The 21,616-nt window shown below is 69.8% G+C and carries 16 protein-coding genes, 2 tRNA genes and 1 pseudogene; 6 read left to right on the top strand and 13 right to left on the bottom strand.

What is annotated here, in order from left to right; translation table 11 throughout:
- Nucleotides 1-143: 143 nt before the first annotated feature.
- On the bottom strand, nt 144-2,768 hold the full coding sequence (locus ACGFW6_RS26690) for a valine--tRNA ligase (RefSeq protein WP_393514805.1): 2,625 nt from the start codon (nt 2,766-2,768) through the stop codon (nt 144-146).
- 136 nt (nt 2,769-2,904) lie between these two features.
- Here ACGFW6_RS26690 and ACGFW6_RS26685 point away from each other — a divergent pair, with 136 nt between their 5' ends.
- Nucleotides 2,905-3,882 (top strand): hypothetical protein, encoded by a 978-nt coding sequence (locus ACGFW6_RS26685; protein ID WP_393514802.1) that lies wholly within the window; start codon nt 2,905-2,907, stop codon nt 3,880-3,882.
- Between the two features lie 71 nt (nt 3,883-3,953).
- Here the strand turns inward: ACGFW6_RS26685 and clpX are convergent, their stop codons facing one another.
- The 5 genes from clpX to ACGFW6_RS26660 all read right to left on the bottom strand — a co-directional run bounded on the left by clpX (nt 3,954) and on the right by ACGFW6_RS26660 (nt 8,806).
- On the bottom strand, nt 3,954-5,237 hold the full coding sequence (gene clpX, locus ACGFW6_RS26680) for an ATP-dependent Clp protease ATP-binding subunit ClpX (RefSeq protein ID WP_030967070.1): 1,284 nt from the start codon (nt 5,235-5,237) through the stop codon (nt 3,954-3,956).
- 180 nt (nt 5,238-5,417) lie between these two features.
- Entirely contained in the window at nt 5,418-6,098 is a 681-nt protein-coding gene (locus ACGFW6_RS26675) for an ATP-dependent Clp protease proteolytic subunit (RefSeq protein ID WP_107906539.1), read from the bottom strand.
- Nucleotides 6,099-6,148: 50 nt separating this feature from the next.
- The gene (locus tag ACGFW6_RS26670; RefSeq protein WP_030967072.1) at nt 6,149-6,757 is read right to left on the bottom strand and encodes an ATP-dependent Clp protease proteolytic subunit; all 609 of its coding nucleotides are present in this window, start codon (nt 6,755-6,757) and stop codon (nt 6,149-6,151) included.
- A 359-nt stretch (nt 6,758-7,116) separates the two neighbouring features.
- Nucleotides 7,117-8,511 carry a trigger factor gene (tig, locus tag ACGFW6_RS26665; protein ID WP_393514797.1) on the bottom strand — a complete coding sequence of 465 codons (1,395 nt, stop codon included), beginning with the start codon at nt 8,509-8,511 and terminating at the stop codon, nt 7,117-7,119.
- A gap of 218 nt (nt 8,512-8,729) precedes the next feature.
- A tRNA-Pro gene (locus ACGFW6_RS26660) sits at nt 8,730-8,806 on the bottom strand.
- Nucleotides 8,807-8,937: 131 nt separating this feature from the next.
- Here ACGFW6_RS26660 and ACGFW6_RS26655 point away from each other — a divergent pair.
- Both ACGFW6_RS26655 and ACGFW6_RS26650 read left to right on the top strand, forming a co-directional pair.
- Nucleotides 8,938-9,008: transfer RNA gene (locus tag ACGFW6_RS26655), tRNA-Gly, on the top strand.
- 217 nt (nt 9,009-9,225) lie between these two features.
- Nucleotides 9,226-10,029, top strand: coding sequence for a hypothetical protein (locus tag ACGFW6_RS26650; protein WP_393514794.1), 804 nt, complete (start codon nt 9,226-9,228; stop codon nt 10,027-10,029).
- Nucleotides 10,030-10,128: 99 nt separating this feature from the next.
- On the opposite strand, the gene ACGFW6_RS26645 is transcribed toward ACGFW6_RS26650, so the two are convergent.
- On the bottom strand, nt 10,129-12,270 hold the full coding sequence (locus tag ACGFW6_RS26645) for a PQQ-binding-like beta-propeller repeat protein (protein ID WP_393514791.1): 2,142 nt from the start codon (nt 12,268-12,270) through the stop codon (nt 10,129-10,131).
- Nucleotides 12,271-12,381: 111 nt separating this feature from the next.
- A complete protein-coding gene (locus tag ACGFW6_RS26640; protein WP_004001285.1) occupies nt 12,382-12,576 on the bottom strand; it encodes a hypothetical protein in 195 nt (64 codons plus the stop codon).
- Nucleotides 12,577-13,187: 611 nt separating this feature from the next.
- On the opposite strand from ACGFW6_RS26640, the gene ACGFW6_RS26635 reads away from it, so the two are divergent.
- On the top strand, nt 13,188-14,318 hold the full coding sequence (locus ACGFW6_RS26635) for an acyltransferase family protein (RefSeq protein ID WP_393514788.1): 1,131 nt from the start codon (nt 13,188-13,190) through the stop codon (nt 14,316-14,318).
- 57 nt (nt 14,319-14,375) lie between these two features.
- On the opposite strand, the gene ACGFW6_RS26630 is transcribed toward ACGFW6_RS26635, so the two are convergent.
- Together ACGFW6_RS26630 and ACGFW6_RS26625 are read right to left on the bottom strand one after the other, a co-directional pair.
- Nucleotides 14,376-14,858, bottom strand: coding sequence for an HD domain-containing protein (locus tag ACGFW6_RS26630; protein WP_393514785.1), 483 nt, complete (start codon nt 14,856-14,858; stop codon nt 14,376-14,378).
- A 23-nt stretch (nt 14,859-14,881) separates the two neighbouring features.
- Nucleotides 14,882-16,063 (bottom strand): PP2C family protein-serine/threonine phosphatase, encoded by a 1,182-nt coding sequence (locus ACGFW6_RS26625; RefSeq protein ID WP_393514782.1) that lies wholly within the window; start codon nt 16,061-16,063, stop codon nt 14,882-14,884.
- A gap of 162 nt (nt 16,064-16,225) precedes the next feature.
- On the opposite strand from ACGFW6_RS26625, the gene ACGFW6_RS26620 reads away from it, so the two are divergent.
- Nucleotides 16,226-17,482 (top strand): GNAT family N-acetyltransferase, encoded by a 1,257-nt coding sequence (locus tag ACGFW6_RS26620; RefSeq protein WP_393514779.1) that lies wholly within the window; start codon nt 16,226-16,228, stop codon nt 17,480-17,482.
- Nucleotides 17,483-17,498: 16 nt separating this feature from the next.
- Here ACGFW6_RS26620 and ACGFW6_RS26615 read toward each other — a convergent pair whose 3' ends face one another.
- Together ACGFW6_RS26615 and ACGFW6_RS26610 are read right to left on the bottom strand one after the other, a co-directional pair.
- Entirely contained in the window at nt 17,499-18,308 is an 810-nt protein-coding gene (locus ACGFW6_RS26615) for an Fpg/Nei family DNA glycosylase (protein WP_393514776.1), read from the bottom strand.
- Nucleotides 18,309-18,463: 155 nt separating this feature from the next.
- Nucleotides 18,464-18,949 (bottom strand): ribose-5-phosphate isomerase, encoded by a 486-nt coding sequence (locus ACGFW6_RS26610; protein WP_393514773.1) that lies wholly within the window; start codon nt 18,947-18,949, stop codon nt 18,464-18,466.
- Between the two features lie 217 nt (nt 18,950-19,166).
- Here ACGFW6_RS26610 and ACGFW6_RS26605 point away from each other — a divergent pair, with 217 nt between their 5' ends.
- Nucleotides 19,167-20,633, top strand: a complete 1,467-nt coding sequence (locus ACGFW6_RS26605) for an amino acid permease (protein ID WP_393514770.1) — start codon at nt 19,167-19,169, stop codon at nt 20,631-20,633.
- Between the two features lie 90 nt (nt 20,634-20,723).
- Here ACGFW6_RS26605 and ACGFW6_RS26600 read toward each other — a convergent pair.
- A pseudogene (locus tag ACGFW6_RS26600) lies at nt 20,724-21,616 on the bottom strand (serine/threonine protein kinase); the annotation flags it as partial.

Below are 21,616 nucleotides of genomic sequence, written 5' to 3'. Positions count from 1 at the left end.
GTGTGCCCAGGGAGTGGGGTGCCGGGGGTCGCGCGGCGGCTGCGGGTGCGTTGTGGCTGGTCACGCGGCTCCCCGCGCGCCTGACGTACGTGAGGGCCCCCGGCGCCTGACAGCACCGGGGGCCCTCACCGCCGTACGAACACCTACGCCTGCGGCAGGCGCTCCAGCTGGGCGGCGATCCGGGCGATGTCCTCCTCGGCCTTCGCCAGGCGGCCGCGGATCTTGTCCACGACGTTGTCCGGGGCCTTCGCCAGGAAGGCCTCGTTGCCGAGCTTGGCCGTGGCCTGGGCCTTCTCCTTCTCGGCGGCGGCGAGGTCCTTGGCCAGACGCTTGCGCTCGGCGGCCACATCGATCACGCCGGACAGGTCGAGCGCGACCTCCGCACCCGCGACCGGCAGGGTCGCCGTGGCCGAGAAGCTCTCGCCCTCCGGCTGGAGGCGCAGCAGCTGCCGGATGGCCGGCTCGTGCGCGGCGAGCGCCGTGCCGTCCAGGGTCAGGCGGGCCGGGACCCGCTGGCCCGGCTGCAGGCCCTGGTCGGCGCGGAAGCGGCGGACCTCGGTGATGACGGACTGGAGCGACTCGATCTCCCGCTCGGCGCCCTGGTCACGGAAGCCGCTGTCGGCCGGCCACTCGGCGATCACGATCGACTCGCCGCCGGTGAGCGTGGTCCACAGGGTCTCGGTGACGAACGGGACCACCGGGTGCAGCAGCTTGAGGGTGACGTCGAGGACCTCGCCGAGGACGCGCTGGGAGACCTCGGCCGGCTCGCCGCCCGCCTGGAACGTCGTCTTGGACAGCTCGACGTACCAGTCGAAGACCTCGTCCCACGCGAAGTGGAAGAGGGCGTCGGAGAGCTTCGCGAACTGGAAGTCCTCGTAGAGCGCGTCGACTTCGGCGACGACGGAGTTGAGGCGGGAGAGGATCCAGCGGTCCGTCGACGACATCTTCGACGCGTCGGGCAGCGGTCCGTCCACCGTCGCGCCGTTCATCAGCGCGAAGCGGGTCGCGTTCCAGATCTTGTTGGCGAAGTTCCGGGAGCCCTGGACCCAGTCCTCGCCGATCGGGACGTCGACGCCCGGGTTGGCGCCGCGGGCGAGGGTGAAGCGGAGCGCGTCGGAGCCGTACTTGTCCATCCAGTCCAGCGGGTTGACCGCGTTGCCGAAGGACTTCGACATCTTCTTGCCGAACTGGTCGCGGACCATGCCGTGCAGGGCGATGGTGTGGAACGGCGGGGTGCCGTCCATCGCGTACAGGCCGAACATCATCATCCGGGCGACCCAGAAGAAGAGGATGTCGTAGCCGGTGACCAGGACGGAGTTCGGGTAGAACTTCGCGAGCGACTCGGTCTGTTCGGGCCAGCCGAGGGTCGAGAAGGGCCACAGGCCGGAGGAGAACCAGGTGTCGAGGACGTCGGTGTCCTGGTGCCAGCCCTCGCCGGTCGGGACCTCGTCGTCGGGGCCGACGCAGACGACCTCGCCGTTCGGGCCGTACCAGACCGGGATGCGGTGGCCCCACCACAACTGCCGCGAGATGCACCAGTCGTGGAGGTTGTCGACCCAGTCGAAGTACCGCTTCTCCATCTCCTGCGGGTGGATCTTGACGCGGCCGTCGCGGACCGCGTCACCGGCGGCCTTGGCGAGCGGGCCGACCTTGACCCACCACTGCATCGAAAGGCGCGGCTCGATGGTGGTCTTGCAGCGCGAGCAGTGGCCGACGGAGTGGACGTAGGGCCGCTTCTCGGCGACGATCCGGCCCTCGGCGCGCAGCGCGGCGACGATGGCCGAGCGGGCCTCCAGCCGGTCCAGGCCCTGGAAGGGGCCGTGGGCGGTGATGACCGCGTGCTCGTCCATGATCGTGATGGCCGGCAGGTCGTGCCGCTGGCCGATCTCGAAGTCGTTCGGGTCGTGGGCCGGGGTCACCTTGACGGCACCCGTGCCGAACTCGGGGTCGACGTGGGTGTCGGCGACGACCGGGATCGAGCGCTCGGTCAGCGGCAGTTTGATGAGCTTGCCGACCAGGTGCTTGTAGCGCTCGTCGTCCGGGTGGACGGCGACGGCGGTGTCACCGAGCATCGTCTCGGCGCGGGTCGTGGCGACGACGATGGTGTCGTCCCCGTCGCCGTACTTCATGGAGACGAGCTCGCCGTCGTCGTCCTGGTACTCGACCTCGATGTCCGAGATGGCCGTCAGACACCGGGGGCACCAGTTGATGATGCGCTCGGCGCGGTAGATCAGCTCGTCGTCGTAGAGGCGCTTGAAGATGGTCTGGACGGCCTGGGACAGGCCCTCGTCCATGGTGAAGCGCTCACGGGACCAGGCGACACCGTCGCCGAGGCGGCGCATCTGGCCGCTGATCTGCCCGCCGGACTCGCCCTTCCACTGCCAGACGCGCTCGACGAACGCCTCACGGCCGAGGTCGTGCCGGGACTTGCCCTCCTTGCCGAGCTCGCGCTCGACGACGTTCTGGGTGGCGATGCCGGCGTGGTCCATGCCGGGCTGCCAGAGCGTCTCGAAGCCCTGCATGCGCTTACGGCGGGTCAGGGCGTCGATGAGGGTGTGCTCGAAGGCGTGCCCGAGGTGCAGGCTTCCGGTGACGTTGGGCGGCGGGATGACGACGGTGTACGGCTGCTTGTCGCTCTTGGCGTCCGCCTCGAAGTAACCGCGCTCTACCCAGCGCTCGTACAGCGGCCCCTCTACATCGGCCGGCGCGTACTGGGTCGGCAGTTCGGAGTCGGGCGCTGGTGGCTGCTGCTGAGCGTTCTCGGTCACGGGCTCAGTTTAGGGGTGTCTCGGGCGTGTCCCGAAACGCCTTTGTTCTGTAACGGTGGGCACCCCGATGCCATGCGTTGCCTGTGTCTGCGCCAGGATGTCAGGAACACATAAGCATCTGGAGGGGAACCCAGGAATGAGCTACAACCAGCCGGGCCCGTACGGCGGGCAGCCCCAGCAGCCCGGTCCGTACGGCGGGCAGCCGCAGCAGCCCGGGCCCTACGGCCAGCAGCCGCAGGCGCCGCAGCCCGGCTACGGCTACCCCCAGCAGGCTCCGCAGGGCCAGCCCGGATACGGCTACCCGCAGCAGCCCCCGCAGGGCGTCCCGCCCCAGCAGCCCCCGTACGGTCAGCAGCCGCCCTACGGCCAGCAGCCGTACGGCATGCCGCAGCCGCCGGCGCCGGGTGGCGGCGGCAAGAAGACGGGCCTGATCATCGGCGCGGTGGCCGTCGTGGTCGCGATCGGCGTCGGCGCGTACTTCGTGCTGGGCGGCGGCAGCGGCGGCGCGGGCAGCCTGGAGGACGACGGGGCGCACAAGCTGGCCACGCCGGACAAGCTGCTCAGCGAGTACACCCGGGCCACGAAGGTCGGCGAGAACCTCGGCGGGTCCAACGACACCGCCGACGACCTGGAGAAGAGCGGCGTCAAGAACGGCGAGAGCGTCGTCGGCGTCTACTCGACGGCGGACCTGAGCGGTTACGACCCCAGCGACCCGAGCACCACGCCGGACCTCTCCGAGCTCGCGACGGCCAAGGGCATCACGTACTTCGGCGCCTACGGCGAGGTCGCCGACCCCGAGGCGGCCCTGGACAAGTTCTTCGCCGACTTCAAGAAGTCGGCCGAGAAGGACTCCTCCGGCTCCTCCGCGGCGGGCAAGACCGAGCTGGTCGGCGAGGCCGAGTCCGTCGACCTCGACGGCGCGGTCATGAAGTGCCAGGCCGCCAAGGGCACCGACCCGGCCACCAAGAAGGAGAAGACGGACTGGTTCTGCGCGTGGGCGGACTACAGCACCATCGCGATGGTGTCGCCGGGTGACGCCACCCAGGGCATCTCCAAGGACGTCGCCGTGGACATCACCACGAAGGTCCGCGCGGAGATCCGCGTCAAGGCCTGACGCCCGAGGCGTCAACCGCGAAGGGGCCCCGGTCGGTTGACCGGGGCCCCTTCGTGTGTCCGTGGTTGCGGCTACGCCGACTTCTGCTCCCCCGGACCCCGGCGCGCGTCGCGCGGGATCAGGGTCGGGTTCACGTTCGAGTGGACGACGTCGGCGGTGATGACGACGCGGGCCACGTCCTTGCGGGACGGGATCTCGTACATCACGCCCTGGAGGACTTCCTCCATGATGGCGCGCAGGCCGCGGGCGCCGGTCTGGCGGAGGATGGCCTGGTCGGCGATGGCCTCCAGGGCCTCGCGCTCGAAGTCCAGCTCCACGCCGTCGAGTTCGAAGAGCCGCTGGTACTGCTTCACCAGGGCGTTGCGCGGCTCGACCAGGATCTGGAGCAGCGCCTCGCGGTCGAGGTTGTGGACCGAGGTGATGACGGGGAGGCGGCCGATGAACTCGGGGATCATGCCGAACTTGACCAGGTCCTCCGGCATGACGTCCTCGAACTGGTCCTTGGCCTCGAGCTCGCGCTTGGAGCGGATCGTCGCGCCGAAGCCGATGCCCTTGGCGCCGGCCCGGGATTCGATGATCTTCTCCAGCCCGGCGAACGCGCCGCCCACGATGAACAGGACGTTCGTCGTGTCGATCTGGATGAACTCCTGGTGCGGGTGCTTCCGGCCGCCCTGCGGCGGGACCGAGGCGGTCGTGCCCTCGAGGATCTTCAGCAGGGCCTGCTGGACGCCCTCGCCGCTGACGTCCCGGGTGATCGACGGGTTTTCACTCTTGCGCGCGACCTTGTCGATCTCGTCGATGTAGATGATCCCGGTCTCGGCCTTCTTGACGTCGTAGTCGGCCGCCTGGATCAGCTTCAGCAGGATGTTCTCGACGTCCTCGCCGACGTACCCGGCCTCCGTCAGCGCCGTCGCGTCGGCGATGGCGAACGGGACGTTCAGCATGCGGGCGAGGGTCTGGGCGAGGAGGGTCTTGCCCGAACCGGTCGGGCCCAGCAGCAGGATGTTGGACTTCGCCAACTCGATGGCGTCGTCACGGCCTTGGGCGCCGCCGTTCTCGCCGGCCTGCACGCGCTTGTAGTGGTTGTAGACAGCGACGGAGAGCGCCTTCTTGGCCGCTTCCTGGCCGACCACGTACCCCTCGAGGAACTCGTAGATCTCGCGGGGCTTGGGGAGTTCCTCCCAGCGCACCTCGCTCGTCTCCGCGAGCTCTTCCTCGATGATCTCGTTGCAGAGATCGATGCACTCGTCGCAGATGTACACACCAGGGCCTGCGATGAGCTTCTTGACCTGCTTCTGGCTCTTGCCGCAGAACGAGCACTTGAGCAGATCGCCGCCGTCACCGATGCGTGCCACGGTGTGCTTCCCCTTCGCCTGGGAGACGCCTGGACGTTTTCGAATCCAGCGGCTCCTGGTGCTGCCTTATGTCGACGGTACCTTGCCTGGCCCCCCGTTCGGGCCCCCCTTGGCGCGGTTCACTTTGACGTGCACCGTCTCAAACCGTGCCAAGGGGCAGCAGACACTACCGGGTCCGCGTCAGCGAACGTCGGCGTTGTTCATCTTCCGGGTGGAGATGATCTGGTCGATCAGCCCGTACGACAGCGCGTCCTCGGCCGTGAGGATCTTGTCGCGCTCGATGTCCTCGCGGATCTTCTCGATCGCCGTGGTGGAGTGCTTGGCCAGCATCTCCTCCAGCTGCGAACGCATCCGGAGGATCTCGTTGGCGGCGATCTCCAGGTCGGAGACCTGACCGCGGCCGGTCTCGCTGTAGGGCTGGTGGATCAGCACACGGGCGTTGGGCAGCGCCATGCGCTTGCCGGGCGTGCCTGCGGCCAGCAGGATCGCGGCGGCGGAGGCCGCCTGGCCCATGCAGACCGTCTGGATGTCCGGCTTCACGAACTGCATCGTGTCGTAGATGGCCGTGAGCGCGGTGAAGGAGCCGCCGGGGCTGTTGATGTAGACCGAGATGTCCCGGTCGGGGTCCATCGACTCCAGGCACAGCAGCTGCGCCATGACGTCGTTGGCGGAGGCGTCGTCGATCTGCACGCCGAGGAAGATCACGCGCTCCTCGAAGAGCTTCGCGTACGGGTCGTACTCGCGGATGCCCTGCGAGGTGCGCTCGACGAAGCGGGGGATCACGTAACGGGACTCGGCGGCGGGGCCGGTGTACTCGGCGCGCGTGCGGTCGTACAGGCCGCTGCCGGGGAAGTCGTTCACTGTCTGTCTCCTAGAGGCTGTGGCGGTCGGCTGAGGGCGTGCAGGGGGCCTCAGGCCGCCCCGGTGCCGCCGCCGCCCGGCATACCGGCGGCCGTCGGGATGACGTCGTCGATGAGGCCGTACTCCTTGGCCTCGAAGGCGTCGAACCAGCGGTCACGGTCCGAGTCACGGGTGATCTGCTCGACCGACTGGCCGGTGTGCTGCGAGGTGAGCTCGGCCATGCGCTTCTTGGTGTGCAGCAGCCGCTCGGCGTGGATCTTGATGTCGGAGGCCGAGCCGGCCAGGCCCGCGGAGGGCTGGTGGATCAGGATCTCGGCGTTCGGCAGCGCGAAGCGCTTGCCGGGGGTGCCCGCGCTGAGCAGGAACTGCCCCATGGAGGCCGCGAGGCCCATGGCGATGGTCACCACGTCGTTCTTGATGAACTGCATGGTGTCGTAGATCGCCATACCGGCCGTGATCGAACCGCCCGGGCTGTTGATGTACAGGTAAATGTCCTTGTCCGGGTCGGCGGCAAGGAGCAGCAGCTGTGCGGTGATCTTGTTCGCGATGTCGTCGTCGACCGGCTGGCCGAGGAAGATGATCCGCTCGCCGAGCAGCCGGTTGTAGACCTGGTCGCCGAGGCCACCACCGATAGAAGGCTCGCCGGCGGCGTAGGGCATCAGATTCGTCACGTCTCCACCTGCTCGTCTTACGACGGCGCCGGGCCGTCTCACGTGTTCCCTGCGGGGGCCCGGCGGTTTCGCCGACTTCCCTGCCCCCATACTCATGGACCCTAACGCGCAGGCTGTGCGGTGCCATCCCGGTTCCATGAGTGTTCGCCGGGGGCGTAGAGCGGTTGGTGGGGGGCCGCCGCCCACTCGCCATGACCTTGGGGTGCGGGTGCGGGTGCGGGTCCGTCGTGGTCGTTCGCGCAGTTCCCCGCGCCCCTTTCGGGGCGCTGCATGGCCGTACGGCAGAAGGGTCCCGGGGAGATCGCTCCCCCCGGGACCCTTCTTACGAGCTACGCGGTGCCGTGGGCTCAGGCCTCGGACTTCTCCTCGGCGGCCTCGTCGGCGGTGCCCTCGGCGGCCTCGACGGTCTCCGTGGCCTGCTCGACGTCGTCCTCGTCGTCCAGGTCGATGACCTCGCCGTTGGTGTCCTTGACGACGGCCTTCTCGACCACGACGGCCAGGGCCTTGCCGCGGGCGACCTCGCCGACCAGGAGCGGAACCTGGCCGCCCTCGACGACGGCCTGGGCGAACTGGTCGGGGGACATGCCGGAGGAGGCGGCGCGACGCATGAGGTGCTCGGTGAGCTCCTCCTGGTTGACGTTCAGCTTCTCCTGCTTGACGAGCTCGTCGAGGACGAACTGCGTCTTGATGCCCTTGACCGCGGCTTCCTTGGTCTCGGCGTCGAACTCTTCCTCGGTCTTGCCCTGGATCTCCAGGTACTTCGCGAGGTCGAGACCCATCTGGCCGAGCTGGTGGTGCTCGAGGTTGTGCTTACGGGTGTTGATCTCGTCCTCGAGCAGCTTCTCGGGGACGGGCACCTCGACGAGCTCCAGCAGCTTCTCCAGGACGCGCTCCTGGGCCTGCGTGGCCTGGTCGTACTGCTTCATGTTCTCGAGGCGCTTGCGGCTGTCGGCCTTCAGCTCGTCGAGGGTGTCGAACTCGGAGGCGAGCTGCGCGAACTCGTCGTCCAGCTCGGGCAGTTCGCGGGCGGCGACCTGGGTGACCTTGACGGTGACCTCGGCCTCCTTGCCGGCCGCGGAGCCGCCCTTGAGCTCGGAGGTGAAGGTGGCCTCGCCACCGGCCTCCAGGCCCTTCACGGCGTCGTCGATGCCGTCGAGCAGCTCGCCGGAGCCGATGGTGTAGGAGACGCCGTCGGCGACGCCGTCCTCCAGGACCTCGCCGTCGACCTTGGCCTCGAGGTCGATCGTGACGACGTCGCCGTCCTCGGCGGCGCGCTCGACCGGGGCGGTGGACGCGAAGCGCTCACGCAGGTCGGAGACGGCCTTCTCGACGTCCTCGTCGCTGACCTCGACGGCGTCGACCTCGACCTCGATGCCGGAGTAGTCCGGGATCTCGATGGCGGGGCGGATGTCGACCTCGGCGGTGAAGTTCAGCGTCTCGCCGTCCTTCAGCTCGGTGATGTCGACCTCGGGCTGGCCCAGGACGTTGAGCTCGGCCTCGTTGACCGCCTCGGTGTAGAACTTCGGAAGCGCGTCGTTGACCGCCTCCTCCAGGACCGCACCGCGGCCGAACCGCTGGTCGATGACGCGGGCCGGGATCTTGCCCTTGCGGAAGCCCTTCACCGTGACCTGCTGGTTGATCTTCTTGTACGCCGCGTCGAGGCTGTCCTTGAGCTCCTCGAAGGGCACCTCGACAGTGAGCCGAACCCGGGTCGGGTTCAGGGTCTCCACGGCGCTCTTCACGGTTCGGTCTCCTTGTGGCTGACTTCTTGGTTTCTGCCGGAGCCAGACTGGTCCGGCGGATTCGCCGCCCGGAGGACTTCGTACTTCGTACGGTGTCGTACGGAGAGAGACACGGGCGTGCAGCTTGCATAGTAACGGCAGCGGGGACACGCCCCCAAAGGGATCACGGAAGGCGATCTCGCGAGGTCGTCGCGCATGTGGCCGGTCTTCACCGGTCCTGGTCGGGGTGGCGGGATTTGAACCCACGGCCTTCCGCTCCCAAAGCGGACGCGCTACCAAGCTGCGCCACACCCCGTGCTGGTGCGACACGTAGGGTACATGCCCGCAGGCAGTGGGACCGCCGCATTTACGGGGTGTGCGACGAGGGGGGCCGACCCGCTACGATGCTTCCTGTGCCGCGGTCATCTGACCTGCGGCGCGTCCTGTGCGGGCGTAGCTCAATGGTAGAGCCCTAGTCTTCCAAACTAGCTACGCGGGTTCGATTCCCGTCGCCCGCTCTGTACGCCGAAGGCCCAGGTGAGGGGTTGTTCTCCTCTCCCTGGGCCTTCCGTGTTCCGTAGGCCGTGTTCCCCAGGCCGGATCCGTCCCCGAGGGGTGCCCTCGGTCCTCCGGCATGCGCCGCAGCACGCTCCAGGCGCATGCTGGAAGGGCGGTCGCGCCCGAGCATTCCCCGAAACCCGGGCTCGCCTCGAGCGTGACCACGAGGAGCGCGCGATGTCGCATCAGTTGAACGCCGCACTTTCGGGACGAGCCCCCACAGCGCTTGCCGAAGACGTCTCCCTCGCGACTCCGCTGGCCGCACCCCGCCTCTCCGGCCGCGACGCTGTCTCGGCAGCTCTCGCCACGTACCAGCAGGCGCTCGGCGCGCCGGAAGCGACCGTCCGGCTCAAGGGGGACGGGGTGGAGGCGGTCGTGTACAGCGCGAGCCCCGGCGGACGCGAGACGGAGATCGTGGCGCTGGCGCGGCAGGGCGACGCGGGCCTGATCGACACCATCGACGTCTACGGTCGGCCGTGGCCCTTCATGGCCGTTCTGCGCGAGGTGATCGCGCAGTCGGACCCCGCCCTCGCGGACCCGGACCTCGGATCCGGACCGTATGCCCCGCAGGGGCCGACGCCGGTTTGGGTGGACCATCCGACCGTCCCGCCGCTGGCGCACGATGTCACCCTCTACTCCCCCATCCTGAGCGAGGAGCCGACGGGGAAGGCCGTCGTCGGGCCCGTCCTCAAAGCGGCGGCGCAAAGTTTCAGCGACCTCAAGGTCCGTACCGTCCTCGACGTCGACGGCCGAACGGCCTTCGCCGTGGTGATCGACGAACACGTGAACGGTCACGTACAGCAACTCGTGGAGATCTTCAGCCTCGACGACGCGGGCGAGGTCGCGGAGATCCGCATCTTCACCCGCCCATGGCTCGTGACCGCCCACTTCCGGAAGAACATGTACGCCCTGCTGAAAGACACCCTCGGCCCCGAGTTCTGGGCGGGGCCCGACCCGCAAGGCCCTTTGCCCGCCCCGTGACATCTCGTCGCTGCTGGGCGGCGAGGCGCCGCTCGCCGATCGTCGGGAGGGATCGCACCGCTGCGGGCCGTGATCCGGCCCGGCGCGGTCGGCCTGCCGTCAGCTTCTCAGGGTGTGGACGTCCACCGTGTACACGGAGCGGATTCCGTAGGGGACGTAGAGGGCGTCGCCGACGAGGGTCAGCGGGGCGCCGAGGCCGGTGCTGTCGGCGGTGCCGCCGTCGTCGCGGCCCTGGAGGGTGGCCTCGACCGCGCCGGTGCGCAGGTTCAGGGCGGCCAGGCGGCCGCTGGGGGACGCCAGGTAGAGGTGGGTCCCGGAGGCGATCGGCGGGCCGGGTGACTCCACGGTGGAGTTGCTGTCCCAGAGCCGGCGGCCGGTCTCCGGGGCGACGGCGCGGACGCTTCCGCTGCGGAACGTGACGTAGAGCGTGCCGTTGAGGAGGGTGGGCGTCGCGGTCTCGGGCTGGGGCTCGGACAGCCGCACCGTCGTCACGATGTGCGAGGCGGCGTTGATCAGGGTGAGGGTGCGGCGGGTTCCGGTCGTCTCCAGGACGATCAGGCGTCCGTCGACCTGTCCGACGATGTCCTGGCCCTTGTCCACGGTCACCGTCCAGCGGGGACGCCCGGTGGCCGGGTCGAGCTGCGCGAAGCTCGTGCTGGTGACGGCGTCACCGGCCCACTTCTGGCACACCAGGTAGGCGTGGCCGGCGGCGCTGCGCAGCAGACACATCCGGCTGTCCGGGTCCGGCAGCGGGCGCTTCCAGCGGACCTTGCCGTTCTCGGCGTCGAGCAGGGCGTACTGCTGTCCCTTCGCGCCGTAGACGGTGACGACGCCCTGCGGGACGGCGGTGGAGTAGCCCTGCTCGGAGTTCGGCTCCGTGGACTCCTGCCCGTCGCCGGTGACCGTCTTCCAGATCACCTTGCCGGTGTCGGCGTGCAGCGCCTGCACCGTGTAGCGGGAGGGGCTGGAGTCGCCCTCGGTCCGGTCGTCGGCGCCGTAGACGTACACGCGGCCGCCGCGGGCGGCGATGACGGTGCCCAGGTCGCCGCCGCCGAGTTCGTCGGGGGTGTCGTCGATCGGGCGGGCCCAGGTGTTGCTGCCGTCGGCGAGGGCGAAACGGGTCGCCATGACGTCGTCGCCGGCGCACACCAGCGACCGGCCGGTGGCCGCGCAGCGGCTGAACGGGCCGTCGGGGCCGATGGGGTCCTCGTCGCCGTTCGGGTCCCTGGACTTCTTGTGCCACTCCTGCCAGCCGGCGGGCAGGTCCCGTGCGCTCGGGGTCGGCTCCGAGTCGACCGCGAGGAGGGTGAGGGCGCTCGCGCCGGTCACCAGGAGGGCGCCCAGAGCGGCGGCGAGGCGGAGGCGCCCGCGCCGCCGGGGGCGCGGTGGACCGGGGGCGTCCGCGGCGGGGGCGGGGCGGGGGTCGGGGAGTTCGCCGTTGCGCAGGAGGTGGAGCAACTCGTCCGGCGACGGGCGGGACTTGGGGTGCTTTTCCAGGCAGAACTGCACGAAGGGGAGCAACTCGGACGGAACCCCGTCGAGTTCCGCGTCGCCGTCGACGACGCGGATGGCCGTCTCGTAGGGGCTCGGACTGTCGAAGGGACCGCGGCCGGTGGCGGCGTAGGCGACGACCGAACCGAGGGAGAAGACGTCGGCGGCGGGCCCCACGTCCTGCGGGGAGGAGAACTGCTCGGGGGACATGAAGGGCGGGGTGCCCATCACGCGCCCGGTCTGGGTGAGCACGTCGGACGCGGCGAACTCGGTGGCGCGGGAGATGCCGAAGTCGATGACGCGGGGGCCGTCCTCGGCCAGCATCACGTTGGCCGGTTTCAGATCCCGGTGGACCATCCCGGCGCGGTGGATGTCACGGATGGCCTCGGCGAGGCCGGCGGCGAGTTCGCGCAGCCGGGGCGGCGGCAGGGGGCCGTGGCGGCGGACGTGGGTGCCGAGGTCCTCGCCGGGGATGTAGAGGGTGGCCATCCAGGGGCGCGCGGCGTCGGCGTCGGCGTCCACGACGGGGGCCGTGAAGGCGCCGCTGACCTGGCGGGCGGCGGCCACCTCGCGGCGGAAGCGGGTGCGGAACTCGTCGTCGTCGGCGTACTGCGCGTGCACGACCTTGAGAGCGAGGCGGCGGCCGGAGGCGGAGCGGGCGAGGTACACCACACCCATGCCGCCGGAGCCGAGGCGGTCCTCGATCCGGTAGCCCCCGACCTCAGCCGGGTCCGTTTCGCGCAGCGCCATCCCGTACGTCCCCCGTCCGCATCGCCGTTCCATGACGTTCGACGATCACGAACGAGGGTATCCGTACCCTTTCGGGCCGCCCCACGGGCCCGGGAAGCCACCCCACGGGCCCTAGAACTGGATGGAGTTGATGGTCTCGGCTATCGAGTTGAGGAACCGCTGGATGTCGTCGGCCATGCCGGTCGAGGCCAGGAAGAAGCCGAACAGCACGGCGACGACGGCAGGGCCGGCCTTCAGGGATCCGCCTCGGATCAGCACCACCAGGACGATCGCCAACAGCAACACCACTGACAGCGAAATGGCCACAACAGATCACACCCTCGGTCGGTCCGCTCTCCCGGCCCGGGGACGCGACCCCGCGCACCCCCGCCAGAACCATCGTGCCACCAACCGGGCCCCGCTATGCGGCACGTGACGTTTCGTTCGCCACACCTGTGCCGGATCTGTGACGGTCCCCGGGCGTGCCGACCTCTCGCATCACACCCGTACGTCATTTCGGCGAGACCATCGCGTAGAGAATTCGACGGGATCGTTTCCATCGCCACACAACGTGTTCGCCGGTATTTCGAATTCACGGCACGGTGATCATTTCATCGGCGTCACCTCCTTGCCATATGCACTACTTAGTCAGGATGAATCCGGACAAGAAGGGTGACCAACGGGTGTCCGGCAGGTGCATGTTCGCTGTACACGCGAAGTCCCGCGCAATAACCGCTAATGACCTCGGGGGTTTTACGAAATCCCACAGGCAACGCTAGGGTGCCTCAGATGTTCCACGCTGCCTCGTCCCCCGCATACGCAGCGAGGTCCTGGATCCGCTACCCGGGCTTCCGACGGGAGGGTCTGTGACGGACTCGCTGCGACCGCACGGCCACAACAGAGCGCCACTCCCCCCGACACAGCAGTCGGCGGACGGAGTGCCGAGTCCGCGCTCACCGCAGGGCAGGAAGGCTCAGGGCGACGCCAGAGCCGCCTCCAGCGGTGCCAAGCAGCGCGACGCGTTCTTCGACAACGCCAAGTACCTGGCGATCGTGCTCGTCGCCATAGGCCACGCCTGGGAGCCGATCAAGGGCGACAGCCGCATCCTGGAAGGCGTGTACACCGTCGTGTACACCTTCCACATGCCGGCGTTCATCATCATCTCCGGCTTCTTCTCGCGCAGTTTCGACGCGAGCCCGAACCGGATGAAGCGCCTGATCACCGGCGTCGCGGTGCCGTACATCGTCTTCGAGACGGCCTACCCGCTCTTCAAGCGGTGGATCGACGAGGACCCGGGCCAGGACATCAGCCTGCTGGACCCGTGGTACCTCACCTGGTTCCTGTGCGCGCTGTTCATCTGGCGGATGACGACACCGATCTGGAAGATGGTGCGCTGGCCGCTGCCGATCGCGCTCGGCCTCGCCATGGCGGCGACCGTCACCCCGGAGATCGGTGACGACCTCGACCTCCAGCGGGTCCTTCAGTTCCTGCCGTACTTCGTGCTGGGCCTGATCATGAAGCCCGAGCACTTCCACATGGTGCGCACGCGTGCGGTGCGGATCCTGTCGGTGCCGGTGTTCACGCTCGCGCTGGCCTTCGGCTGGTGGGCGGTGCCGCGCATGAACACCGCGTGGTTCTACCACCGGGACGCCGCCCAGGAGCTGCACGCCCCGTGGTGGACCGGGCCGGTCATGGTGCTGGCGATGTTCGGCTGCTCGCTGCTGCTGACGGCCTGCTTCTTCGCCTGGGTGCCGCGCCGCCACATGTGGTTCACGGCGCTCGGCGCGGGCACGCTGTACGGCTACCTGCTGCACGGCTTCGTCGTGAAGGCCGGGGACTACCAGGGCTGGTTCGAGCACGCCTGGCTGCAGCGTCCGCTCGGCGAGATCTTCGTCAGCGTCGTCGCGGCCGTCGGCGTCACGCTGCTGTGCACCGCGCCGGTGCAGCGGGTCTTCCGGTTCGCGATGGAGCCCAAGATGGAGTGGGCGTTCAAGCGGGACGCCGCCGAGCTGGCACGGGAGCGGGAGAAGCGCGAGGGCGCGACGGCCCGCGAGAAGGTCAACGCCTGACCCCGCGCCGTTCCTTCACACCAAGGAGAGTCACTCTCCGGTTCACAGCGTGGAGAGTCACTCTCCGGACAGACCGAGAAGCGCGCGCATCCGTGCGTACTTCTCGGTCAGTCGTTTCCGGGTCCCCTCGTCCAGGACCGCCAGGCGCGCCGGGTCCGCGTTGTGCGCCAGGTCCGCCTCCTTCACCAGCAGCGCGCCCGGGGTGGCGAGGATCCGCGCCGCGTAGTCCTCGGGCGGCTCTCCGGCGCGCTTGGTGACCGCGCGCACCACGTCCTTCGTACGACGGCTCAGCGCCGCCTCCTGAAGCCACTGCTCGGACAGCGCGTCGTCCTCCACGGCGTCGTGCAGCCAGGCCGCGGCGATCAGCTCCTCGTCACCGCCACGCGCGCGTACGCCCTCGGCGACGGCGCTCAGATGCTCGGTGTAGGGCCGCCCGGCCTTGTCGGTCTGGCTCGCGTGGGCGGCGCGGGCGACGGCCTCCACGGCGGCGAGGGACAGCGTCCCGTGCGGAGTGCTCTGGGGCTGGGGTGTCTCGGTCACCCGCCCAGTGTCGCCCCTCCGGCTCAGCGGGTGGCAGCCGTCGTCGTCGGGCCCTCGCGGGAGATCAGCAGAAGCGCCCGGTCGTCGTTGACGTCCTTCGCCACCGCCTCGATGAGGTGCCAGGCGGCGCCGTGGAAGCCGCCCGCGACATAGCGGTCGGCCTCGCCGGTGAGGCGGTCTATGCCCTCGACGATGTCACGGTCGGAGGTCTCCACGAGGCCGTCCGTGAACAGCATCAGGACGTCGCCGGGGCGCAGCGAGCCCTTCACGGGGTCGAACTGGGCGCCGTCGTACACACCGAGGAGCGGGCCCTCGGCGGCCTTCTCCTCCCAGCGGCCGCTGCCCGCGCTCAGTTGCAGGCCCGGCGGATGGCCGGCCGAGTACAGCTCGTAGTCGCCCGAGTCGAGATCGAGGACGAGGTGGATCGAGGTGGCGAAGCCCTCGTCCCAGTCCTGGCGCAGGAGGTAGCCGTTGGCGGCGGGCAGGAAGGCGTGCGGGGGCAGGCTGCCCAGGAGGCCGCCGAAGGCCCCCGAGAGCAGCAGGGCGCGGGAGCCCGCGTCCATGCCCTTGCCGGACACGTCCGTGAGAACGGCCTCCAGGGTGCGGCCGCCGTTCGTGCGGGCCGCCACCACGAAGTCGCCGGAGAAGGACTGACCGCCGGCCGGGCGCAGCGCCATCTCGCGATGCCAGCCGTGCGGGAGCTGCGGCAGTTTGCTCTGGACGCGGATGCGCTCACGCAGGTCGAAGAGCATGGTGCCGCCGCGCCGCCAGGGCACGCCGACCCGGCTGCGGAACTGCGCGATGAGCAGGCCGAAGAAGCCGCAGGCCGCCACGACCAGGACCACGCCCGGGGTGACCCTGGAGGGGCCCTCGGTGTACGGACCCAGCTGCACCGACTCGACGATGAGGGCGGTGGCCGCCGCCGCGTACAGGCCCAGCAGGCTCGCCGGGCGCAGCAGCAGCCCGCCGGCCACGATCGGCAGGACCAGCGCGGCCGGGGAGAACCACACCGAGTTGGCCATCGTGGCGGTGCAGATCAGCGGCACGGTCAGCAGCAGCCCGGCCAGCGCGACCCAGTCCGAGCCGTCACCGCGGAAGTAGTCCACGGCGCTTCTGCGCACGCCGACGCGGGCCCGGTGCCAGTGCATCCTCAACCGGGCCATGAACGTCTCGGCCGCCGTGCGCCGCTCTCGTCCTGCTGCCATTAGTTCGGGACCCTATCCATCGGACCAGCTGCTTGGCACGGGAGGTCGCACTTGTCCCCCGTCCGAGGCTCAACTTCACAGTGAACTTCACGGAAAGGCGTCCCGGCGCCACCAAGGAGAAATTCCCTCGCTCGTCCCGCATTGCGCTGGTAGGCATGGTTCATGGCGAAAGACAGTGTGAGCGAGGCCGACCGCCTGGAGCTGCGGGCGCTGCGTCAGGACGAGTGGGACATCTGGTACGACACGCTCATCCGCAGCTTCGGCGGAGTCGCGGAGGCGGCCGAGGAGCGGGAGTTGTGGAACTCGCTCACCGAGGTCGACCGGTCCATCGGGGTCTGGGACGGTGCCGCGTGCGTGGGGACGGCCGGGGCGTTCAGCTTCCGGCTCACGGTGCCCGGTGGCGCGGCCGTGAGCGCCGCGGGCGTGACGATGGTCAGCGTCGCCGCCACGCACCGCAGGCGCGGCGTCCTGACGTCGATGATGCGCCGGCAGCTGGACGACGTGCGCGCATGGGGCAGTCCGCTGGCCGTACTGACCGCCTCCGAGCCGGCGATCTACGGCCGGTTCGGCTACGGCATCGGCACCTACCAGGTCAGCACCGAGATCGACACCGCACGCGTGTCGCTGTCCGTGCCGCCCGGCACCGATGACGTACGGCTGCGCTACGCCGTACCGGCCGACGTCCTCGACGTGTGCGAGGCCGTGTACGCGCGCCGGGTGTCCCGTCGGCCCGGGATGATCGCCCGGCTGCCCGGCTGGGAGCGGCTCGGGCTGCTCGACCCGGAGAGCGACCGGGAAGGCGCGTCGCCGATCCAGTGCGTGCTGGCGGAGCGGGACGGTGAGGTCGTCGGTTACGCGCGCTTCCGTGTCAAGCCGGTGTGGGACGGCAACGGCCCCAGCGGTGAGGTGCTGCTGAGGGATGTGCAGGCCCTGGACCCGGCCGCGGAGGCCGCGCTGTGGCGGTTCCTGTTCGGCATCGACCTGACGTCCACGGTGAAGGCGTGGTCGCGGCCGATGGACGAGGCGTGGCAGCACCAGGTCTCGGACATCCGGCGGTGCGTGGTCCGGGTGAAGGACGCCCTGCACGTACGGCTGGTCGACGTCGGGGCCGCCCTGGAGGCGCGGACGTACCAGGCGCCGGTGGACGTGGTGTTCGAGGTGGAGGACGACTTCTGCCCCTGGAACACCGGGCGTTGGCGGCTCAGCGGGGACGCCAAGGGCGCGTCGTGCGCGCGTACGACGGATCCGGCCGATCTCGCCCTGTCCGTACGGGAGTTGGGGGCGGCCTATCTCGGCGGCGTGAGCCTCGCGGCGCTGGGCGCGGCCGGGCGGGTGCGGGAGCTGCGGCAGGGGGCGCTGGCGGAGGCGTCGGTGGGCTTCGCGTCGACGGTGGCGCCCTGGCTGCCGCACGGCTTCTGACGGGCGCCCGACTGCCTTACGGCTGCTGGCAGTTCGGGCACCAGAAGAGATTGCGGGCGGCGAGGCCGGCGGTGCGGATCTCGCCGGCGCAGATGTGGCAGGGCAGGGTGGCCCGGCGGTAGACGTAGACCTCGCCGCCGTGGTCGTCGACGCGGGGCGGGCGGCCCATCGCCTGCGGGGTGTGCTCGGGGCGGACGGTGTCGATGCGGTTGTTGCGGACGCCCTCGTGCATGAGCTCGACGAGGTCCGCCCAGATGACGTCCCACTGGGCGGGGGTGATGTCCTTGCCGGCGCGGTACGGGTCGACGCCGTGCCGGAAGAGGACCTCGGCGCGGTAGACGTTGCCGACGCCCGCGATGACCTTCTGGTCCATGAGCAGGGCGGCGATCGTCGTACGGCTGCGGGAGATCCGCCGGTACGCCTGGGCCGGGTCGGCGTCGTCGCGCAGCGGGTCCGGGCCGAGGCGGTCGTGTACGGACTGCTTCTCGGTGTCGGTGATCAGGGCGCAGGTGGTGGGGCCGCGCAGGTCCACGTACGCGGCCGTGTTCGCCAGGCGGAGCCGGACGGTGTCCGTGGGCGGGGGCGCGGGGGCGTCGCCGAAGTCGACCTTGCCGAAGAGGCCGAGGTGGATGTGGATCCAGTCGGCGTCGCGGAAGCCGAGGAAGAGGTGCTTGCCGTGGGCCTCGGTGCGGGTGAGTTCGGCGCGGTCGAGGAGGGCCGCGGCGTCGGAGAACTTGCCCTGGGGGCTGGTGACCCGGGGGGCCGTGCCGAGGAAGGCGGCGGCGTAGTCCTGGGCCAGCCGGTGGATGGTGTGCCCCTCAGGCACGGTGGCTCCTTCTGTGCGTGAAGGGGCGGCGGCCCCTTCGGCCCCGGCCGGGGGGCTCTGCCCCCTGGACCCCCGTCGGCCTGAACGGCCTCGTCCTCAATCGCCGGACGGGCTGAGATGTGCCGGCCGGCGTGAGGACGGGGCGCCCGTCGAAACTACTGCTGCGGGTGGTGCGGCGGGATCGGGGGCAGGTCGCCCGTCGTCTCGTAGGCCGCGAGCATGTCGATGCGGCGGATGTGGCGCTCGTCACCCGAGAACGGGGTGCCCAGGAAGGTCTCGACGAACTTCGTCGCCTCTTCCGTGGTGTGCATGCGCGCGCCGACCGCGACGACGTTGGCGTCGTTGTGCTGACGGCCGAGCTGCGCCGTCTCCTCGCTCCAGGCCAGGGCCGCGCGGACGCCCTTCACCTTGTTCGCGGCGATCTGCTCGCCGTTGCCCGAACCGCCGATCACGATGCCGAGGGACTCGGGGTCCGCGGCCGTCCGCTCCGCCGCGCGGAGGCAGAAGGGCGGGTAGTCGTCCTGGGCGTCGTAGATGTGGGGGCCGCAGTCGACGGGGTCGTGGCCGGCCGCCTTCAGCCAGTCGACGAGGTGGTTCTTGAGTTCGTAGCCCGCATGGTCCGAGCCGAGATACACGCGCATGGGACGAGTGTGACACGGCTGTTTCCGGGCAGCAGCGTCGGGTGTCGATCGTGTCAATTGTGACCTGAGCCATGGAAGCTCAAGGAAACCTCAAGTAACAATCCCGAATCAAAGGTTCCCGAATCCGTTCTCCTCCGATTCACTGGTCCGACTCGTACGCCACACGCAATCCGCTTGTGCGAGGACCGCTCCCCACGGCGCAAAGGAAATCCCTTCCATGACTTCGCAGCCGACAAAGAAGACGGCCGAACCGGCCCCCGGGGGCCACGGCCTACAGGCCGGGCTCAAGAACCGCCATCTGTCCATGATCGCCATCGGTGGCGTCATCGGTGCCGGCCTTTTCGTCGGATCCAGCTCCGGTATCGCCACCGCAGGACCCGGCATCCTCCTCTCCTACGCCCTCGTCGGCACGCTCGTGGTGCTGGTGATGCGGATGCTGGGTGAGATGTCCGCGGCCAACCCGACGTCGGGCTCGTTCTCCGCCCACGCCGACCGTGCGCTCGGCCGCTGGGCCGGGTTCTCCATCGGCTGGCTGTACTGGTTCTTCTGGGTGGTCGTGCTCGCGGTCGAGGCGACCGCCGGTGCGGTGATCCTGGAGGGCTGGATCCCGGCCGTCCCGCAGTGGGGCTGGGCCCTGATCGTCATGGTGGTGCTGACCGCCACCAACCTGGTCTCCGTCGGCTCGTACGGCGAGTTCGAGTTCTGGTTCGCGGGGATCAAGGTCGTCGCGATCGCCGCGTTCATCGTCATCGGCGGACTGGCCATCTTCGGGCTGCTGCCGGGCGTCGACAGCGACCAGGCCGGGCTGAGCAACCTGACCGACCACGGCGGATTCCTGCCGCACGGGCCGGGGGCGATCCTCACCGGTGTGCTGCTGGTCGTCTTCTCCTTCATGGGAAGCGAGATCGCCACCCTCGCGGCCGGTGAGTCCGAGAACCCGCAGCAGGCCGTCACCAAGGCGACCAACAGCATCATCTGGCGTGTGGCCGTCTTCTACCTCGGCTCGATCCTCGTCGTGGTCTCCCTGCTGCCCTGGGACAGCAAGGCCATCGCCGACAAGGGCTCCTACGTCGCCGCGCTCGACTCCCTCGGTATCGCGCACGCCGGTCAGATCATGAACTTCATCGTGCTGACGTCGGTGCTGTCGTGTCTCAACTCCGGCCTCTACACCGCCTCCCGCATGGCCTTCTCGCTCGGCCAGCGCGGGGACGCGCCCAAGGGCTTCGCCCGCACGACCGGCAACGGCGTGCCGCGCACCGCGATCCTCGTGTCCGTCGCGTTCGGGTTCGTCGCCGTGTTCTTCAACTACAAGTTCCCGGACTCCGTCTTCCTCTTCCTCGTCAACTCCTCCGGTGCGGTCGCGCTGTTCGTCTGGCTGGTGATCTGCTTCTCGCAGCTGCGCATGCGCAAGATCATCCAGCGGGAGTCGCCGGAGAAGCTCGTCGTGAAGATGTGGCTGTACCCGTACCTGACCTGGGCGACGGCCGCGCTGATCGTGTTCGTGCTCGGCTACATGCTGACCGACACCGAGCACGACGGGCGCAAGACGGTGCTGCTGTCGCTGCTGGTCGCCGCGGTCGTGCTGGCCATCGCCTTCGTGAAGGAGAAGGTCAGGCGCGGGCGTCCGTCGGGCGTCGACGCCGTGGCCGCCTCGGCGGAGCGTGACGAGGTCAAGACCGGCTGAACGTAGATCTTCCGTAGCTTCGGTAGCTCTTCGGCGGAGGGGCGGTGGGTGCGTAGGTGCGCACCGACCGCCCTTCCGCCTTCTGTCGGGTCACAGCACCGTGAAGGTGTCCCTCACCTTCTCGTACGTTTTCAGGGCCTGCTCCTCGACGTCCGGTCGGTACCAGGTGTTGATCTGGTACGACTTCCCGTCCACGGTGAAGCCGAGCAGCTGAGCGTGCCAGGGGTCGCCCTTGAGGGTGAAGGTGTACTCCCAGACGACCGCCGGGTATCCGCGGAAGGTCGTGCGTTCCAGGCGGATCTTGCTGTAGTCGCCCTTCTGGGCGTCCTGTTCGGACTTCTGCCAGGAGTCCATCAGATCGTCGCGGGCCAGGGAGGACTTGGCGGCGAGTTCCTGTCTGGCGTCCGGTGCCGTGTAGTGCACCTCCGACCCGGTCTGTACGTCCCGTCGCCAGCCCTCGGGCGGCACCCACGCGAACCCGCCCGCCTCACGGCGTGAGCCCGGCGGCAGGCTCTGCGGCCTCGACGTGCCCTCGACGGTCGACGAGGGGGAAGAAGGGGAGGACGCGGTCGACGAGGGCGTCGGCGACCCGCCTGCCTCGTCGTCCTTCGGCGCTCCGAAGTCGGTCGCCAGGACCACGGCTACGACGGCGCCCGCGGCGGCGATGCCGACGGCGGCGAGGATTCCCGTACGACGATGCCCGCCGCGGCGTCGGGGGCGGGCCGCCGGAACCGCCGGGCCGGGGAACTCGCCGGGCGGCATCGCGCCGTGCGACGGTGCCCCGCTCTGCGGAACCCCCGCGCCGGGAGCCGGCCGCCGCTCGGTCACCGCGTCGGACCGCACCAGCGAGACGCCGGCGCGACGGGGCGCGGGCCCTGTGGAGTTGCCTGCCGGTGTCGCCGAGTGCACTTCGGAGCGGGATTCCGGGGCGAGTTCCGTGGAGGCGTTGGGGCGGCGGGGGGTTTGGGTGGTCGGGGTGGGTG

The sequence above is a fragment of the Streptomyces sp. Y7 genome (genome assembly GCF_043195415.1).
Classification (GTDB): Bacteria; Actinomycetota; Actinomycetes; order Streptomycetales; family Streptomycetaceae; genus Streptomyces.
This window is presented reverse-complemented; position numbering and strand designations above follow the sequence as displayed.